The 15,432-nt window shown below is 67.9% G+C and carries 16 protein-coding genes and 1 tRNA gene; 6 read left to right on the top strand and 11 right to left on the bottom strand.

The genetic code is table 11. The features are described 5' to 3' along the window. Positions 1-34 precede the first annotated feature (34 nt). On the top strand, positions 35-1,429 hold the full coding sequence (locus AB0P21_RS16950; protein WP_363697562.1) for a gluconate:H+ symporter: 1,395 nt from the start codon (positions 35-37) through the stop codon (positions 1,427-1,429). Positions 1,430-1,477: 48 nt separating this feature from the next. On the opposite strand, the gene AB0P21_RS16945 is transcribed toward AB0P21_RS16950, so the two are convergent. Next, complete coding sequence (locus AB0P21_RS16945; protein ID WP_363697560.1) at positions 1,478-2,599, bottom strand: hypothetical protein; 1,122 nt, start codon at positions 2,597-2,599, stop codon at positions 1,478-1,480. Positions 2,600-2,782: 183 nt separating this feature from the next. Between AB0P21_RS16945 and AB0P21_RS16940 the strand changes: the two genes are divergently transcribed. Next, the gene (locus AB0P21_RS16940) at positions 2,783-3,814 is read left to right on the top strand and encodes an alpha-hydroxy acid oxidase (protein WP_363697558.1); all 1,032 of its coding nucleotides are present in this window, start codon (positions 2,783-2,785) and stop codon (positions 3,812-3,814) included. Positions 3,815-3,877: 63 nt separating this feature from the next. Here the strand turns inward: AB0P21_RS16940 and rplA are convergent, their stop codons facing one another. The 5 genes from rplA to AB0P21_RS16915 form a co-directional block, all read right to left on the bottom strand. Next, on the bottom strand, positions 3,878-4,600 hold the full coding sequence (gene rplA / locus AB0P21_RS16935) for a 50S ribosomal protein L1 (RefSeq protein WP_363697557.1): 723 nt from the start codon (positions 4,598-4,600) through the stop codon (positions 3,878-3,880). A 112-nt stretch (positions 4,601-4,712) separates the two neighbouring features. Continuing rightward, on the bottom strand, positions 4,713-5,144 hold the full coding sequence (gene rplK, locus AB0P21_RS16930; RefSeq protein WP_363697556.1) for a 50S ribosomal protein L11: 432 nt from the start codon (positions 5,142-5,144) through the stop codon (positions 4,713-4,715). Between the two features lie 12 nt (positions 5,145-5,156). Then, on the bottom strand, positions 5,157-6,299 hold the full coding sequence (gene nusG / locus AB0P21_RS16925; protein WP_363697555.1) for a transcription termination/antitermination protein NusG: 1,143 nt from the start codon (positions 6,297-6,299) through the stop codon (positions 5,157-5,159). Positions 6,300-6,358: 59 nt separating this feature from the next. Next, positions 6,359-6,601, bottom strand: a complete 243-nt coding sequence (gene secE, locus AB0P21_RS16920; protein ID WP_020388149.1) for a preprotein translocase subunit SecE — start codon at positions 6,599-6,601, stop codon at positions 6,359-6,361. 55 nt (positions 6,602-6,656) lie between these two features. Continuing rightward, positions 6,657-6,729, bottom strand: a tRNA-Trp gene (locus tag AB0P21_RS16915). A gap of 293 nt (positions 6,730-7,022) precedes the next feature. On the opposite strand from AB0P21_RS16915, the gene AB0P21_RS16910 reads away from it, so the two are divergent. From AB0P21_RS16910 to AB0P21_RS16900, 3 genes are all read left to right on the top strand, one after another. After that, positions 7,023-8,216, top strand: coding sequence for a pyridoxal phosphate-dependent aminotransferase (locus AB0P21_RS16910; RefSeq protein ID WP_363697553.1), 1,194 nt, complete (start codon positions 7,023-7,025; stop codon positions 8,214-8,216). Positions 8,217-8,277: 61 nt separating this feature from the next. Continuing rightward, the gene (locus AB0P21_RS16905; protein ID WP_363697551.1) at positions 8,278-9,333 is read left to right on the top strand and encodes an adenosine deaminase; all 1,056 of its coding nucleotides are present in this window, start codon (positions 8,278-8,280) and stop codon (positions 9,331-9,333) included. 33 nt (positions 9,334-9,366) lie between these two features. Beyond that, a complete protein-coding gene (locus tag AB0P21_RS16900; protein WP_363697549.1) occupies positions 9,367-10,734 on the top strand; it encodes a TrpB-like pyridoxal phosphate-dependent enzyme in 1,368 nt (455 codons plus the stop codon). On the opposite strand, the gene AB0P21_RS16895 is transcribed toward AB0P21_RS16900, so the two are convergent. After that, entirely contained in the window at positions 10,731-11,237 is a 507-nt protein-coding gene (locus tag AB0P21_RS16895; RefSeq protein WP_363697548.1) for a hypothetical protein, read from the bottom strand. The genes AB0P21_RS16900 and AB0P21_RS16895 overlap by 4 nt on opposite strands. Positions 11,238-11,363: 126 nt before the next feature. Here AB0P21_RS16895 and AB0P21_RS16890 point away from each other — a divergent pair, with 126 nt between their 5' ends. Continuing rightward, a complete protein-coding gene (locus AB0P21_RS16890; RefSeq protein ID WP_363697546.1) occupies positions 11,364-12,701 on the top strand; it encodes a hypothetical protein in 1,338 nt (445 codons plus the stop codon). Positions 12,702-12,708: 7 nt separating this feature from the next. Here the strand turns inward: AB0P21_RS16890 and AB0P21_RS16885 are convergent, their stop codons facing one another. The 4 genes from AB0P21_RS16885 to AB0P21_RS16870 are packed head-to-tail and all read right to left on the bottom strand — an operon-like array spanning position 12,709 to position 15,252. Beyond that, positions 12,709-12,957 carry a hypothetical protein gene (locus AB0P21_RS16885; protein ID WP_363697544.1) on the bottom strand — a complete coding sequence of 83 codons (249 nt, stop codon included), beginning with the start codon at positions 12,955-12,957 and terminating at the stop codon, positions 12,709-12,711. Further along, positions 12,954-13,952, bottom strand: a complete 999-nt coding sequence (locus tag AB0P21_RS16880) for a hypothetical protein (RefSeq protein WP_363697542.1) — start codon at positions 13,950-13,952, stop codon at positions 12,954-12,956. The genes AB0P21_RS16885 and AB0P21_RS16880 overlap by 4 nt, the downstream gene beginning before the upstream one ends. Before the next feature lie 5 nt (positions 13,953-13,957). Then, positions 13,958-14,614 carry a hypothetical protein gene (locus tag AB0P21_RS16875; RefSeq protein WP_363697540.1) on the bottom strand — a complete coding sequence of 219 codons (657 nt, stop codon included), beginning with the start codon at positions 14,612-14,614 and terminating at the stop codon, positions 13,958-13,960. Next, positions 14,614-15,252: a hypothetical protein gene (locus AB0P21_RS16870; protein ID WP_363697538.1), complete on the bottom strand. Its 639-nt coding sequence runs from the start codon at positions 15,250-15,252 to the stop codon at positions 14,614-14,616. Before AB0P21_RS16870 ends, AB0P21_RS16875 begins: the two co-directional genes overlap by 1 nt. Positions 15,253-15,432: the final 180 nt, after the last annotated feature.

The raw sequence follows: 15,432 nt of genomic DNA, 5'->3' as shown, positions 1-15,432 counted from the left end.
ATTCGTCCTGCCCACCCCTCGGGAGTGTCCCCCCATGTCCGGAGCCATCGACTGGCTGCACCACGACACCGCAGGTCTGCTGCTGCTGTGCCTGGTGGCCATCGCGCTGCTGCTGTTCCTGATCATCAAGATCAAGCTCGAACCCTTCATCTCACTGCTGGCCACCGGCCTGTTCCTGGCGCTGGCCGCCGGGCTGAACGTCAGAACCATCGTCGGTACGGCGCTCAAGTCGAACGAATCCGTGCTGGAGAAGGGTTTCGGCGGCATCCTCGGCCACATCGCGGTGATCATCGGACTCGGCACCGTGCTCGGCGCGCTGCTGGAGAAGTCCGGTGGCGCCGACGTGCTCAGCCGCCGGCTGCTGAAGCTGTTCGGACCCAAGGGCACCCCGGTCGCGATGGGCCTGGTCGGCGTCATCTTCGGCATCCCGGTCTTCTTCGACATCGGCATCTTCGTGCTCGCCCCGCTGGTGTACGTCGCGGCGAAGCGCGGCGGCAAGTCGCTGGTGCTCTACGCGCTGCCGGTGCTGGCCGGTCTGTCCATGACCCATGCGTTCCTGCCACCACACCCCGGCCCGACCGCCGTCGCCGGCCTGCTGCACGTCGACATGGGCTGGCTCATCATCATCGGTCTGGCCTGCGGTCTGCCGGCCTTCGCCGTGGCCGGCATCCTCTGGCCGCTGTACATCGCACCGCGGGTGCCGGTCAGCGTGCCGGACGAGTTCCTGGTCGCCGACGAGAACGCCGAAGAGCGGCCCGAGCCGTCGCTCGGCCTGGTCATGTCGGTCATCCTGCTGCCACTGCTGCTGATCCTCGGCGCGACCTTCGGCACCCTGATCCTCGACCCGGACCGCGATCTGCTCAGCGTGCTGACCTTCCTCGGTACTCCGGCCGTCGCGCTGCTGATCGCAGTACTGCTGGCCTACTACCTGCTCGGCGTACGGCGTGGCATGACGAACGCCGAGTTCAGCGAACTGAGCAGCAACTCGCTCAAGCCGGTCGGCATGATCCTGCTCGTGGTCGGCGCGGGTGCCTTCTTCGGCGCGGTCATCTCGGCCACCGGGGTCGGCGCCGCACTCGCCAAGAGCCTGTCGAGCGCCGGTCTTCCAGTTCTGCTGCTCGCCTACGTCATCTCGTGTGGTCTGCGGATCGCGCAGGGCTCGGCGACCGTGGCGATCGTGACGACCGGCGGCATCGTCGGTCCGCTGCTCGTCAACGAGGGCTACTCGCAGGCGCATCTGGCGCTGATCGCGGCGGCCATCTGCGCCGGCTCGATCATCCTCAGCCACGTCAACGACGGCGGCTTCTGGATCGTCGCGAAGTACTTCAACATGACCGTCAAGGAGACCCTGCTGACCTGGTCGGTGCTGGAAACCGTCCTGTCTCTGGTCGGCTTCGGGATGGCCTCCCTGCTCTGGGTGATCATCTAGCCGGGTGTGCCGTGGGGCGCACTTCTTGTGGCCCCACGGCACCGCCGGCTATCGGCCGATCAATTCCAGTACTGATCCCTCGTGAAGTGCCGAGTAGACCCGATCGCGCAGCTCATTGGCCTCGGTATCGGTCAGTGTCCGGTCGAGTGGCCTGAGGACCAGCCGGATCAGCACGTTGCGCTGGCCCGGCTCGAGCTTCAGCCGTTCCCGCGCGGAGACCGGCAGTTCGTCGTACGACGTTTCGCCGCGAACCTCAACGGACTCGGCCGCATCGGCGTCGCTGCCCAACGCTTGGCGGACCCGGTCGCCGAGCAACTCGTCCGACAGTTCGACCTCGGGCCCGACCACGACCGACAGGTCGCGGCGTACCGCCGGCATCGCCGAGACCGGCTTGTACGGCGAGAGATCCAGCAGCTGCTCGGCCACTCGAGGATCGGTTGACCGAAGCAACCGAATGTCGCGGATCCCCTTGCGCAGCATGAGAAGCCGGTCGAGTCCGGGACCCATCGCGAGTCCCGTCCAGCTCTCGTCGAGACCGGCCTTCCGCAGTACGGCGGGAGCGGCGACGCCACACTCGCCGATCTCGATCCACTGGTCGTCGAGCAGCACGTCGATCTGACGGCCGTGGGTCGTGTACGGATGCACGGCGGGGACCGTGCGATAGGTCTGGCCGGGCAGGACGGTGGCGACCAGCTTGGCGATCATGTCCTCCAGCTCGGGCTCGCCGAGGGTGACGTTGCGGCTGATCCGCCACAGGTCGAGCTGATGCGGAGTACCGGTGTGCTGCCAGTCGACCGAATCGCGCCGGTAGCAGATGCCGGCACAGACCATCAGTACGTCGGATGCCGCCGAACCGGCCAGTTCGCGCAGCGCGGGCGGGATCATCGCGGAGGTGTGACTCCGCAGTACCTGGTCGGCCGAGGCGTAGCGGGTGTAGCGCTCCTCCCGGGTGACCGCGCCGGCGGCGTACCCGAGATTGTCGTAGTTGTCGGCCAGCGAGACGACCGGATGATCGCGCCGGGTCCAGATCTCCGTGTACGGCCAGGCCGTGCCGAGCGCGGTTCGGATCTGATCGACGACCAGCTGGATCGCGTGCGGTCCTTGGGCCGGATCGGCCAGGTCGCGTAGCGCGAGGGTGGAGTGCAGTTCTTCGATGCTGAGTACAGCCATGGTGATCTCTCCTGTGAGCAGTCGGTCCGAGGGAACAGACACCCCGACCGGCCGCGGTCACCTCAGGAGAGAGCGCAGCAGCAGCTCACCCCGTCGGCACCACTGTGCCGGCCGGGGCGCGGAAATCGCTGCCCGTGGTAACTCACAAGACCCAGAATACCTTGAGGTGGAAGGATCTGGCCCATGCGATGGATCGACGGTCTGGAAGCGGCTGCCGCCGAGAAGCTGCCGGAGGCCGTGCATCGGTACTTCCGGCAGGGGTCCGCCGGTGGGATCAGTGTCGGCGAAGCGACGACGGCGTGGAGCTCGTACCGGTTCCGGCCGCGGGTGTTGACCGACGTGTCGACGGTGGATCTCTCGACGACGGTGCTCGGGACGCGGGTCGACGTACCGGTGCTGGTGGCTCCGACGACTCTGCAACGCCAGGCTGATCCTGGTGGCGAGGCGGCGATGGCGGCCGGAGTCGCCGCTGCCGGATCGGTGCTCGGGGTCTCCAGCAACGCCGGCACTACGTTCGCCGAGATCGGCGCGGTCGGCGCACCCTGGTGGCTGCAGATCTACGTCGTGAAGAACCGCGACATCACCCTGCGGATGCTGGACGCAGCAGTCGAGGCCGGCGCGCGGGCCGTAGTACTGACTGCTGACACTCCAGTGGTCGGCCGCAAGGAAGACGACGGCCCCACCGTCTGGGACGTCATCCCACCCGGTCACCTGCTGGCAAACCTCGACGCCGACGCGTACTCCGAGGCTGATCTGGCCAAAGCCGACGACCTGACCCCCGACGTCATCGGCTGGCTGGCCGACCGCACCGGCCTCCCCGTCGTGGTGAAAGGCCTCCTCCGAGCCGACGACGCCCGCCGCTGCTCAGACGCAGGCGCCGCCGGGGTGATCGTCTCCAACCACGGCGGCCGCCAACTGGACGGGTCCATCCCCACTGCCCAAGCGCTGTCCGAGATCGCCGACGTCCTCGCCGGCACCTCCACCGAGCTGTACGTAGACGGCGGCCTCCGCCGGGGCGAACACATCCTCGCCGCTCTGGCCCTCGGCGCCCGAGCCGTACTCGTCGGCCGCCCCGCCCTGTGGGCTCTGACAGTCGACAGCTCCGCCGGCGTCACTCGCCTGCTCACCGACCTCGGCGACGAACTGGAACACACGATGCGTCTCGTGGGCGCCCGCACCTTGGCCGATCTCACCCCTGACCTCATCAGCCGCTGAACAAACCAAAAGGCCCCGGTCAGCGACCGGGGCCTTTCGAAGTACAGCTCGGAGATCGGAGGCTCAGGCCTCGGTGTTCTCCTCGAGCATGTTGCGGGTGACGCTCGGGTCGACCTGAACGCCGGGGCCCATCGTCGTCGAGAAGACGGTCTTCTTGATGTAGCGGCCCTTGGAGCTGGAGGGCTTCAGCCGGAGAATCTCCTCCAGTGCGGCGCTGTAGTTCTCCACCAGCTGGGCCTCGTCGAAGGAGACCTTGCCGATGAGGAAGTGCAGGTTCGCGTGCCGGTCGACCCGGAACTCGATCTTGCCGCCCTTGATGTCGTTGACGGCCTTGGTGACGTCGGCGGTGACGGTGCCGGTCTTCGGGTTCGGCATCAGACCACGCGGGCCGAGCACGCGGCCCAGCCGGCCGACCTTGCCCATCAGGTCAGGGGTGGCGACGACGGCGTCGAAGTCGAGCCAGCCGTCGGTGACCTTCTTGATCATGTCGTCGTCACCGACGAAGTCGGCGCCGGCGGCCAGTGCGGCCTCGGCCTTCTCACCGGTGGCGAAGACGAGGACCCGTGCCGTCTTGCCGGTGCCGTGCGGAAGGATCACGGTGCCGCGGACCATCTGGTCGGCCTTGCGGGGGTCGACTCCGAGCCGCATCGCGACGTCGATGGTCGAGTTGAACTTCTTGCCGGTCGCACCCTGCTTGGCCAGCTTGATGGCCTCGAGCGGGGAGTACAGGTGGTCGAAGTCGATCTTCTCCGCGATCGCGCGGTAGCTCTTGCTGCGTTGTGCCATTTCGGTTTTCTCCTGTGTGCGGACGGTTGCTCATCGTCCGTTGTGGTCTTGATGGGCGAACTGCTCGCCCTTCCACTCCAGCTGGCTCGCCGAGGCGAACCGGAAAGAGGTACTACTTCTCGATCGTGACGCCCATCGAGCGGGCGGTGCCCTCGATGATCTTCATCGCGGCGTCGATGTCACGCGCGTTGAGGTCGGGCATCTTGGTGGTGGCGATCTCGCGGACCTGGTCCTTGGTGATCTTGCCGACCTTGTCCTTCTGCGGGACGGCCGAACCCTTCTGCAGGCCCGCGGCCTTCTTGATCATCTCCGGCGCCGGCGGCGTCTTGGTGATGAACGTGAAGGTGCGGTCTTCGTAGATGGTGATCTCGACCGGCACGACGTTTCCGCGCATGGACTCTGTCTGGGCGTTGTACGCCTTGCAGAACTCCATGATGTTGACGCCGTGCGGACCGAGCGCGGTACCGACCGGCGGGGCCGGAGTCGCGGCGCCGGCCTGGAGCTGCACCTTCACGAGGGCAGCGATCTTCTTCTTCGGAGGCATTCTCTGGGGTCCTTAGACTTTCTGGATCTGGCTGAAGCTGAGTTCCACCGGGGTCTCCCGGCCGAAGATCTCCACCAGCGCCTTGATCCGCTGGGCGTCGGCATTGATCTCCGTGATGGTGGCGTGCAGGGTCGCGAACGGCCCGTCGACGACCATGACCGAGTCGCCCACACCGAAGTCGGCGACCTCGACCTTCTTCTTGGCCGCGGTCTTGGTGGGTGCGGCACCGGTCTCGGCAGCCGCCGCTTCGGCCGCCGCCACGACGGCCGGAGCGAGCATCTTCTCGACCTCTTCGAGGCTGAGCGGGACGGGCTTCTGGCTGTTCCCGACGAAGCCGGTCACCGACGGCGTGTGCCGCACGGTCGACCAGGACTCGTCCGTCAGGTCCATCCGGACCAGCACGTAGCCGGGAAGCACGGTGCGCTTCACCATCCGGCGCTGCCCGTTCTTGATCTCGGCGACCTCTTCGGTCGGCACGACGATCTCGAAGATGTAGTCCTCCATGTTCAGGGAGTTGATCCGGTTCTCGAGGTTGCCCTTGACCCGGTTCTCCATCCCTGAGTACGTGTGCACCACGTACCAGTCGCCGATCTGGGAGCGCAGCGTGCTGCGCAGCTCCTCCAGCGGGTCGACCGGCTCGGCCGGCTCCGCTTCTTCGGCGTCCTCGTCCTCGTCGTCGGCGCTGTCGTAGTCGGCCTCGGCGGCGTCGTCACCGGCGGAGGAGAAGACGACCGCGTCGACCTCGGACTCCGGCTCGGTGCTGTCGTCGGCCGCCGTCTCGGCGGTCTCCTCGGCCAGCTCGTCGGCGGCGTCGTCGACATCGGCCGCGGTGACAACCTCGTCGTCCTCCGCGTCGTCGGCGGCCGCCACGACCACCACCGGCTCGTCGTCGGAGTCGTCCGCGTCGGCGTCGCCGTCCTCGGCCTCGTCGTCGGCGGCGTACTCGAGATCCGCGCTGACCGGAGCGTCGTCCTCGTCGACGTCGACCTCGACGTCGATGTCCGCGAACAGGTCGTCGTCATCGTCGTCGTCGTCGGAGTCGTCGAAACCCAAGGCGAGATCGAGGTCGTCGCCGGAGTCAGCGGATACGTCGAACTCGTCCTCCACGTCGAGGACCTCGTCGTCGCGCTGGTCGGACACGTTGTACTCCGTCATCTGTGCATCGGGTGGTGGAACCGGGTGGGCTCCGGCAGGTGGTTCAGCGGCTCGAAAGGTCAGCCGAAGATCTTGAACATCGCCCAGCCGAAGGCGAGGTCGAGCACCGACACGATCGCGATCACGAACACCACGAAGGTCAGCACGACCACGAAGTACGTCGACAGCTGCTTGCGGGTCGGCCAGACCACCTTGCGGAGCTCGGCGACCACCTGGCGGTAGAAGCGCAGAAGCCGGTTGCCCGACTTGCTCTCCGCAGGCTTGCCGGCGCCGGACGGTGCCGGGGTGCGCGTCTCCGTCACGACCTACCTCTTTCGCTAGCGGCGGCCTGACCGGCAATCTGCCGATCAGGATTTGCAGGGCACGAGGGACTTGAACCCCCAACCTTCGGTTTTGGAGACCGATGCTCTGCCAGTTGAGCTAGTGCCCTCTGCAAAGTTCCGAACGCCGCTGGACCTGATCTCGGGCATGCCGAGTCAGGGCCATCTACGCCCGGACTAGAAGAGTGTACGGGGTCGGGGCCACCTGGTCGAACTGAGCCCCAGGGTGCTCCGGGTCCCCGCCACGGTGGCGAACCGCCGTGGACTTCGGGCCGGACGTCGTACTGCGGGCAGAACCTTACCGTCTCCACGAGACTGCCAACGCCGGGGGGCCGGTGACAGTTCCACGTCACCAGGCGATACCCGGCTGTGACCACGACGTGGACAGTGCCAGGATGGGCCCATGGTCTCCCGCATCTCCGCACGTATCGGTGCAATCAGTGAATCGGCCACCCTCGCTGTCGACGCGAAGGCAAAGGCCCTCAAGGCGGCCGGTCGTCCGGTCATCGGCTTCGGCGCCGGTGAGCCCGACTTCCCGACCCCGGACTACATCGTCGAGGCCGCCGTCGCGGCGGCCCGCGATCCCAAGAACCACCGCTACAGCCCGGCGGGTGGTCTGCCCGAGCTCAAGCAGGCCATCGTCGAGAAGACGAAGCGGGACTCCGGCTACGAGATCGAGGCGTCGCAGGTCCTGGTGACCAACGGCGGCAAGCACGCGGTCTACAACACGTTCGCGACGCTGCTCGACCCGGGCGACGAGGTGCTGCTGCCGGCGCCGTACTGGACGACGTACCCCGAGACGATCCAGCTGGCCGGCGGGGTGCCGGTCGAGGTGCTGGCCGACGAGAGCCAGAACTACCTGGTCACCGTCGAGCAGCTCGAGGCGGCCCGGACCGAGAAGACGAAGGCACTGCTGTTCTGCTCCCCGTCGAACCCGACCGGCGCGGTGGACACCCCCGAGGCGATCGAGGCGATCGGCCGCTGGGCGCTGGAGCACGGCATCTGGGTGATCACCGACGAGATCTACGAGCACCTCACCTACGGCGACACCAAGTCCACCTCGCTGCCGGTCGCCGTGCCGGAGCTGGCCGACCAGACCGTCGTGCTGAACGGTGTCGCCAAGACGTACGCGATGACCGGCTGGCGGGTCGGCTGGATGATCGGCCCGAAGGACGTCATCAAGGCCGCGACGAACCTGCAGTCGCACCAGACCTCGAACGTCTGCAACGTCGCCCAGCGGGCCGCGATCGCCGCCCTGACCGGTGACCTGAGCGCGGTCGACGAGATGAAGCTAGCCTTCGACCGGCGGCGCAAGCTGATGGTGCAGATGCTCAACGACATCCCCGGCATCGAGTGCCCGGAGCCGACCGGCGCGTTCTACGCGTATCCGTCGGTCAAGGGCCTGCTGGGCAAGGAGATCAACGGCAAGGTGGCCACCACCTCGACCGATCTCGCCGCCATCATCCTGGACGAGGTCGAGGTCGCCGTGGTCCCGGGCGAGGCGTTCGGCGCTCCCGGCTACCTGCGGCTGTCCTACGCCCTCGGCGACGACGACCTGACCGAGGGCGTCTCCCGGATCGCCAAGCTGCTGAGCTGACCGGTTGGCCTGACAGACCGCCCGGTTTCTCCTCCGGGCGGTCTGTCGGTAACCTTCTGTAATGACGGATCGGGACCTGCGGCTGCTGCCGAAGACCCACCTGCACCTGCACTTCTCCGGCTCGATGCGGCACCTCACCCTGGTCGAGCTGGCCGACAAGCACGGCGTGCGGCTGCCTGACGCGCTGCGCACCGAGTGGCCGCCGGACCTGTCCGCCGCCGACGAGCGCGGCTGGTTCCGCTTCCAGCGGCTGTACGACGTCGCCCGGTCGGTACTGCGGACCGAGGACGACGTCCGCCGGCTGGTCCGCGAGGCCGCCGAGGACGATCGCGCCGACGGTTCGCGCTGGCTCGAGATCCAGGTCGACCCGTCGGGGTACGCCGGCCGTTTCCGTGGCATCACCGAGTTCACCGACCTGGTGCTGGACGCCGCGCGGGACGCCTCCGCGAGCACCGGCATCTCGGTCCAGGTCGTGATCGCCGCCAACCGGACCAGGCACCCGCTCGACGCTCGCACGCTGGCCCGGCTGGCCGCGCAGTACGTGGGGCGTGGGGTGGTCGGGTTCGGCCTGTCCAACGACGAGCGCCGCGGTACGACGTCCGAGTTCGCCCCGGCCTTCCGGATCGCGCGGCACGCGGGGCTCCTCGCAGTGCCGCATGGTGGTGAGCTCTGCGGTCCAGCGACGGTGCGCACCTGTCTCGACGAGCTCGGCGCCGGCCGGATCGGGCACGGCGTGCGATCGGTCGAGGACCCCGACCTGCTGAAGCGCGTGGTCGACGCGGGTGTCGCGCTCGAGGTCTGCCCGGCCTCCAACGTGTCGCTGGGCGTCTATCAACGGCCCGAAGACGTGCCACTGCGACAGCTGTACGAGTCGGGCGCGAAGATCGCCCTGGGCGCCGACGACCCGCTGCTCTTCGGCTCCCGGCTGGCCGAGCAGTACGAGACGGCTCGCACCGTGCACGGCTTCACCGACGCCGAGTTGGCCGGCCTGGCCCGCGGCTCGGTGCTCGCCTCGACGGCGCCGCCCGAGGTGCAGAAAGGGCTGCTGAGCGAGATCGACGAGTGGCTCGGAGTACCGGAAACGGCTGGTTGTCCACAGCCTGCGCCGACGCTCTAGACCGAGGCCCGGGCCGGGCCTTACTTTGCGGGAATGACGCCGACGAAGATCCTGCTGCCCGAGGACGAGCTGCCGACTCGCTGGTACAACGTGCTGCACGACCTGCCGACGCCTGCGCCGCCAGTGCTGCATCCGGGCACCAGGCAACCGGTCGGGCCGGACGACCTGGCGCCGCTGTTTCCGCTCGACCTGATCCTGCAGGAGGTCTCGCAGGAGCAGTACGTCGACATCCCCGGCGAGGTGCTCGACGTCTATCGGCTGTGGCGGCCGAGCCCGCTCTACCGCGCGCACCGGTTGGAGAAGGCGCTCGATACGCCGGCCCGGATCTACTACAAGTACGAGGGCGTCTCGCCGGCCGGCTCGCACAAGCCGAACACCGCCGTACCGCAGGCCTATTACAACGCGAAGGCGGGGATCCGGAAGCTCACCACCGAGACCGGAGCGGGTCAGTGGGGTACGGCGCTCGCGTTCGCCTGCGCGCAGTACGGGATCGAGTGTGAGGTCTGGCAGGTGCGGGCGTCGTACGACCAGAAGCCGTACCGGCGGACGATGATGGAGGTGTTCGGCGCGACCGTGCACCCGAGCCCGTCGGAGCTGACCGAGGCCGGGCGCAAGATCCTCGCCGAGAACCCTGCCTCCACCGGCTCGCTGGGGATCGCGATCAGCGAGGCGGTCGAGATGGCGGTCGCCGATCCGGCCGTGCACTACGCGCTGGGCAGCGTGCTCAACCACGTGCTGCTGCACCAGACGATCATCGGCGAAGAGGCCTTGATGCAGCTCGCGATGGTCGGCGAGACGCCGGACCTGCTGGTCGGCTGCACCGGCGGCGGCTCGAACTTCGGCGGCCTCGCCTTCCCATTCCTGCGGGAGAAGTGGGCGGGGCGGATGTCACCCGTCGTCCGGGCGGTCGAGCCGGAGGCCTGCCCGACGTTGACGCAGGGCACCTACGCCTACGACTTCGGCGACACGATCGGGCTGACGCCGCTGATGAAGATGCACACCCTCGGGCACGACTTCGTGCCGGACCCGATCCACGCCGGTGGACTGCGGTACCACGGGATGAGCCCGCTGATCAGCCATCTCTACGAGATGGGTGAGATCGAGGCGATCGCCAAGCCGCAGTCGGAGTGCTTCGCGGCCGGGGTGCTGTTCGCGCGCTCGGAAGGCATCGTGCCGGCGCCTGAGCCGACCCATGCGCTGGCGGCCGCGATCGAGGAAGCCCAACGCTGCAAGGAGTCCGGCGAGGAGAAGGTGATCCTGACGGCACTGTGCGGCCACGGGCATCTGGATCTGGCGGCGTACGACGCGTATCTGTCCGGCGCGATGACCGACCGGGCCTGGGACGACGCCGAGCTGCAGGCGTCCGTCGCGAAGGCGCTGGAGAAGCTGCCGGCCTTCTAGAAACGCTTCCACCAGGGTTTGGGGGTCTTCGCGACGGCCGACAGCCACTCCGCGGGGATCGCCCAGCCCTTGGCGGCGATCGCGTCGAAGTACTGCGCCTTGAGGCTGGCCGGCAGCCAGTACGTCGCCCGGCTCTGGTGCGACACCTCGAAGTACGTCGTCCGCCGGCGTCGGCTCCACACCGTGGCGAGGTTGGAGCAGTAGGCCAGCCGGGTGAAGTCCCAGCGCGCCTGCGCGTCGTCCAGGTCGTAGGCGCGTTCGGTGCTGACCAGCAACCGGCGCGGCGGCACGGGTTCGTTGCTAATGGCATCTATCAGGCCCTGCACCACGGCCCGGTCGTCGGTCATCAGCTCCGGCAGGTGCAGCACCCTGGGATCGAGGAGCGCGGACTCGAGCCGCGGCCGGCCGACCTCGAGGAAGGTCTCCAGCAAGGCGAAGGCCTCCTCGGCCCGGCCGAATCGGCTCAGCTCGGCATGCAACGTCGTCACTGCTTCTTCGGCCACCTGGGAAAGCCTAGGCGGGGCAGGGAAACGGGGCAGCTCGGGGCAGCGCGGGGCAGTTTGGGGCAGATCTCCACAACGGCCTTTTCAGCGGTCACAGAGCGTGTCCGGAGCTCTACAGTAGCCGTCATGTCAGACCCGAACGAGTTGCTGCGAGCCGCACGGGAGCGGACTCCATCCGGCACTGCGCCGGGCGTGCACCTGTCCCGCGCCGAGCTGGCCGAGGGGGTGGTCTCCTGGCTCTGGGCGACCACCGGCACGAGGTACGAGCTGGACGGTCACTACATCGCCAAGCTGGAACGCGGCGTGGTCCGCTGGCCGGGCGCGCCGTACCGGGCCGGGCTGCGGGAGGTGCTGAACGCCGCCACCGACCACGAGCTCGGGTTCGTCCCACCCGGCGCCTCCGGGCCGATGACGGCCGACCTGAGCTGCTCGATGGCCGGGATGGCGGAGGAGCTGGTCGACTCCGCCGACCAGTCGACCTCGCTGCTGACCCTGATCGAGGAGTCGAACGTGGGCGGCCTCACCGTCGAACAGCTGCAGGCGGACATCCAGCGGATCGCCCAGAACTACCTGAAGGTGCCGACCAAGCCGCTGTTCCAGCGCTGCGTCGCCGTCCGCGACCGAGCCTTCCGGTTGCTGGCCGGGCGGCAGCAACCGCAGCAGACCCGCGAGCTGTACGCCGCGGCCGGCTGGGCGATCACGATGCTCGGCTGGATCTCGGTGGACCTCGGCCGCCCGGACGTCGCCGAGAGCCACACCAGGACCGCGTGGGCCTGCGCCGAAGCTGCCGGCCACGACGAACTCCGCGCCTGGGTCCGGGCGACCCAGCACACCGTCGCCTTCTGGCAGGACGACGTCGCCCAGGCCACCGACTTCGCCCTCGACGGACTGCGCTACGCCAAAGGCACGTCGGCGCTGTTCCTGGCCTCGGCCGCTGCTCTCGACCTGGCTCGCACCGGCCGCTCCGACGAGGCCCTGGCCACCCTCGCCCGCGCCGAGCGCACCACCCCCGACCCGTCCACCCCCGAGATCGGCGGCGTCTTCCTCTGCACTCCGGAACGCGCCGCCGCCATCTGGTCGGACACCCACCTCTCCCTCGGCAACGCGCACCTGACCCTCGAGCACGCCGACCGCAGCGTCGCCCTGTTCGAGGCGGCCCCGCACGCTCTCCGCAACCCCGGCTCCGAGCGAATGGCCCGCCTGCAACAAGTCAAGGCACACCTCGTCCTCAAGGAACTCGACGGCGCCAAGGAATGCCTGGCCCCGGTCCTCACCACCGCCACGGAGTACCGGATGCGCCCGCTGATCCACCGGATCAGCGAAGTCGCCGCCCTAGCCCGCGCCACGCAGTACGCAAAGGACCCACGCTCCCGCGCCCTGCACGAGACCATCCGCGACTTCATCCGCTCCCCGGCCGGCGTTCACAGCCCGCTGGACCGGGACATCCGCGAGGTCCTGGCCTGACCGGTCGTCACTTCGCGGTGAAGATGGCGATGACGTAAAGGACCACGACCACAACAACGTTCGCCCCAGCCCCGAGCAGCGCCCAGGCCGGCGTCTTCCGCAGCAGAATGAGAGCAGCTACCACGCCCAGCAGAGCCATCGGGAGAGCAACGATCACCCCGAAGAGCAGGCCTAGGATCAGCGCCAGCACCGCCGCCCCGCCGACCGCCACCAGCGGCGAGCGCCGCACCACCGAGTCATTGGTTGTCGACATCATCGGGCCTCCGCTGTGCCTCTGCGGTACCGCAGCAGCTGCCGAGCGCCGATCGTCAGCGTCAACAACGCTATCGGAATGATCAACCACCAGCGTATCCGATCAGGCCCTCGCGGACCGGCGAGAATGCTGACCTCACCGCCCGCCGGATTGTAATGGCCGAGCGCCCGAATACCGACTCGGTATTCACCGGCGGTCTCGACCTTGATCACGAATTTGCCGCGTATTCCGGCACCCACTCCGGAGAACTTCTGATGGGATTCCCCGACCACCGACATTCCCGATCGCAAGGGACTCAACTCGACGTCGATCGGGGCATCCGGATGCCCACCTCGCCGGCTGACCCCGAACGGCACCTCGATCGTCTCCCCCACCGCGGCCACCAGGGCCTTCTCCGGCGTCCCCAGACCGATCTCGGTCGGTTGGGCCGAGGTCAGCTCGAGGCCGGAGGACGGCAGTACCTCGGCCGACGTCAGACCGGTCGACTGGTCGGTCTCGACCCAGAACGACAGCACGTTCACCCGGCCGGGGATCAAGCCACCGTCCTGGGCGTAGTTCACGAACTGTTCCGTCACCTCCGTCGCGGTGGTCGTCCGGGTCCGCCGGCCGCCGAGCAGGGACAGACTGCTCACGGTTGCCTGTCCCTGCTCGACCGAAAAGTCCACCCGGGCGCCGGTGTAGCCGTTCATCTCACCGACCACCCCCCACTCGCCGCGCGCCGGGGCGGCGAACCGCAGACGCACGTCCAGCTTGATCAGATACCACTTCGGCTTGCCGTTCGCGGTCCCTTCCGGAAGGCGGAACTTCACGTCGTACCGCTGCCGCTCGGCACCGATCAGCTGGACCCCTGCCCGGGCCTCCGGATCGAGCTCGGCGATCGGCCAGGACTCCTTCGAGGGCTCGATCAGCACCGGATCCCCCGCTCCGGCCGCCCTCGCGACCGGAGCGAAGTACGGCAGGCACAGCACGAGCGCAAGGACTGCGAGGACTCTTCGCACGCCGCTCACATCCGGATGTAGGTGGCGTATCCGTCGCACTGCCAACGGTGCTTCTTGTCGTGGGGATCCAGGTGGTACGGCTCGTAGTTGTAGAAGTAACTGTAGTTCCGCAGCACCGTGTAGCCCTTGTTCGCAAACCGGTTGGCGATGTCGGCCTCGGTCCCGTTCGTGTCGCCGTAGTAATCGGCGCAGAGTTCGTTGTAGTCCTTGTGCGTCGTCGCGAAGACCCAGTACCCCAGCCCGGTGCTGTACATCCGGTCGTCCGCGTCGGCGTAGATCCGGAAATGGCGGGTGTCACCGAAGCAACTAGGAGTGTAGGTCTTGGGGCCTCTGTCGCTGTCGAAGTAGTTTCCGCCACCGTCGTTCATGAAGGCGTACATCGAGCCGCCCGCGTACTTGTAGGGCAACCGGATCGGCGAGGAGGTCTTCACCTTGTCGACCTCGGCGTTGTTGTAGAACAGCAGCGTCACGTTCCAGTCGACCTTGTTCCAGCCGGCTCCGGTCTTGGTGGTGAAGTCGTAGTTCCAGAACAGGTCGGAACCGATGTAGAGCGCTCTTGCGTTGCCTGCCTCGGCGGCCCTGGCAATCATCGGCCCGGAGACCGAGGCGGCCAGCACCACGGCAGCCGCCAGCGCCGCCGCCGGCTTGAATCTTGCGCTCATCACTGATCACCGTCTCCCGTGGGGGTCGGCCGCGGCGTCATCTCCGGGCCGGGAACGAAGGTGGAGCCGTCGGTGGCGACCGGATCGACCTCGACCACCGTCTGGGTGTCGAAGGAGACGATCATGGTGAACTTCTCGACGTTGGTCAGCTTGACCTGGATGGTTGACGGCCCGCCGTCCTCGGCCAGCACCGGCAACCGGACCATGGTGGTACTGATCGGCCGGGACAGCGTGATGTCGTAGATCGCGCCGTGCATGACGCCGGTGTCGTCGTCTCGCCAGGCACCGGTCTGGTCGATCGTGTACGGCACGCCGCCCGCACTCTTGAACGTGCCCCCCAGGATCGGGCTGTTCCGCAGGATCGTGTCGCCTTGCGCCCGTTGCGCGGCGGTGAGCGCGTACTTCTGGTTCAGACTCGCGATGTCGCTCCTGGCCGCACCCTCGTTCGGATCAGCCGGAATGTTGCCGGCCGCATCGGGCGGCTGTCGAAGGTCCGCCGGCCGGCCGACAGGACTGCCCGGTTTGACCACCGGATCGCCCTCGGCCACTGCCAGTTCGGCGATGGCGTTCGCGGCCGGTGTGAAGCCCACCGCCAGTACGGCGATCGCCGCCAGCGCGAGCACCCGTTTTCTCTGCATCGTGTTCTCACCCTCCAGAGCACCGCCCACAAGGAGAAAACGGCCGCGAGGAGACGCGACGGCTCAGCCGGTCAGGGGCAAGAGAATCAGCGGAGAACGCGTTTCCTGCTGATACCTGCGAAACCGGCTGGAGTCTGTGCGAATTCGGACGGGTCACTCGCACACAAAAACACTGTGATC

Origin of the sequence: Kribbella sp. NPDC056861, from assembly GCF_040687575.1 — a bacterium.
Lineage (GTDB): Bacteria > Actinomycetota > Actinomycetes > Propionibacteriales > Kribbellaceae > Kribbella.
Note: the sequence above shows the minus strand (reverse complement) of the source record. Positions and strands in the feature narration are given on the sequence as shown.

Excerpts from the sequence above, each read along its gene's own strand:
- AB0P21_RS16950 (WP_363697562.1), top strand. The coding sequence starts at position 35 with ATGTCCGGAGCCATCGACTGGCTGCACCACGACACCGCAGGTCTGCTG.
- AB0P21_RS16875 (WP_363697540.1), bottom strand. The coding sequence starts at position 14,614 with ATGAGCGCAAGATTCAAGCCGGCGGCGGCGCTGGCGGCTGCCGTGGTG.
- AB0P21_RS16900 (WP_363697549.1), top strand. The coding sequence starts at position 9,367 with ATGACGCCGACGAAGATCCTGCTGCCCGAGGACGAGCTGCCGACTCGC.
- AB0P21_RS16870 (WP_363697538.1), bottom strand. The coding sequence starts at position 15,252 with ATGCAGAGAAAACGGGTGCTCGCGCTGGCGGCGATCGCCGTACTGGCG.
- nusG (WP_363697555.1), bottom strand. The coding sequence starts at position 6,299 with ATGACGGAGTACAACGTGTCCGACCAGCGCGACGACGAGGTCCTCGAC.
- AB0P21_RS16945 (WP_363697560.1), bottom strand. The coding sequence starts at position 2,599 with ATGGCTGTACTCAGCATCGAAGAACTGCACTCCACCCTCGCGCTACGC.
- AB0P21_RS16940 (WP_363697558.1), top strand. The coding sequence starts at position 2,783 with ATGCGATGGATCGACGGTCTGGAAGCGGCTGCCGCCGAGAAGCTGCCG.
- rplA (WP_363697557.1), bottom strand. The coding sequence starts at position 4,600 with ATGGCACAACGCAGCAAGAGCTACCGCGCGATCGCGGAGAAGATCGAC.
- AB0P21_RS16905 (WP_363697551.1), top strand. The coding sequence starts at position 8,278 with ATGACGGATCGGGACCTGCGGCTGCTGCCGAAGACCCACCTGCACCTG.
- AB0P21_RS16885 (WP_363697544.1), bottom strand. The coding sequence starts at position 12,957 with ATGATGTCGACAACCAATGACTCGGTGGTGCGGCGCTCGCCGCTGGTG.
- AB0P21_RS16890 (WP_363697546.1), top strand. The coding sequence starts at position 11,364 with ATGTCAGACCCGAACGAGTTGCTGCGAGCCGCACGGGAGCGGACTCCA.
- rplK (WP_363697556.1), bottom strand. The coding sequence starts at position 5,144 with ATGCCTCCGAAGAAGAAGATCGCTGCCCTCGTGAAGGTGCAGCTCCAG.
- AB0P21_RS16910 (WP_363697553.1), top strand. The coding sequence starts at position 7,023 with ATGGTCTCCCGCATCTCCGCACGTATCGGTGCAATCAGTGAATCGGCC.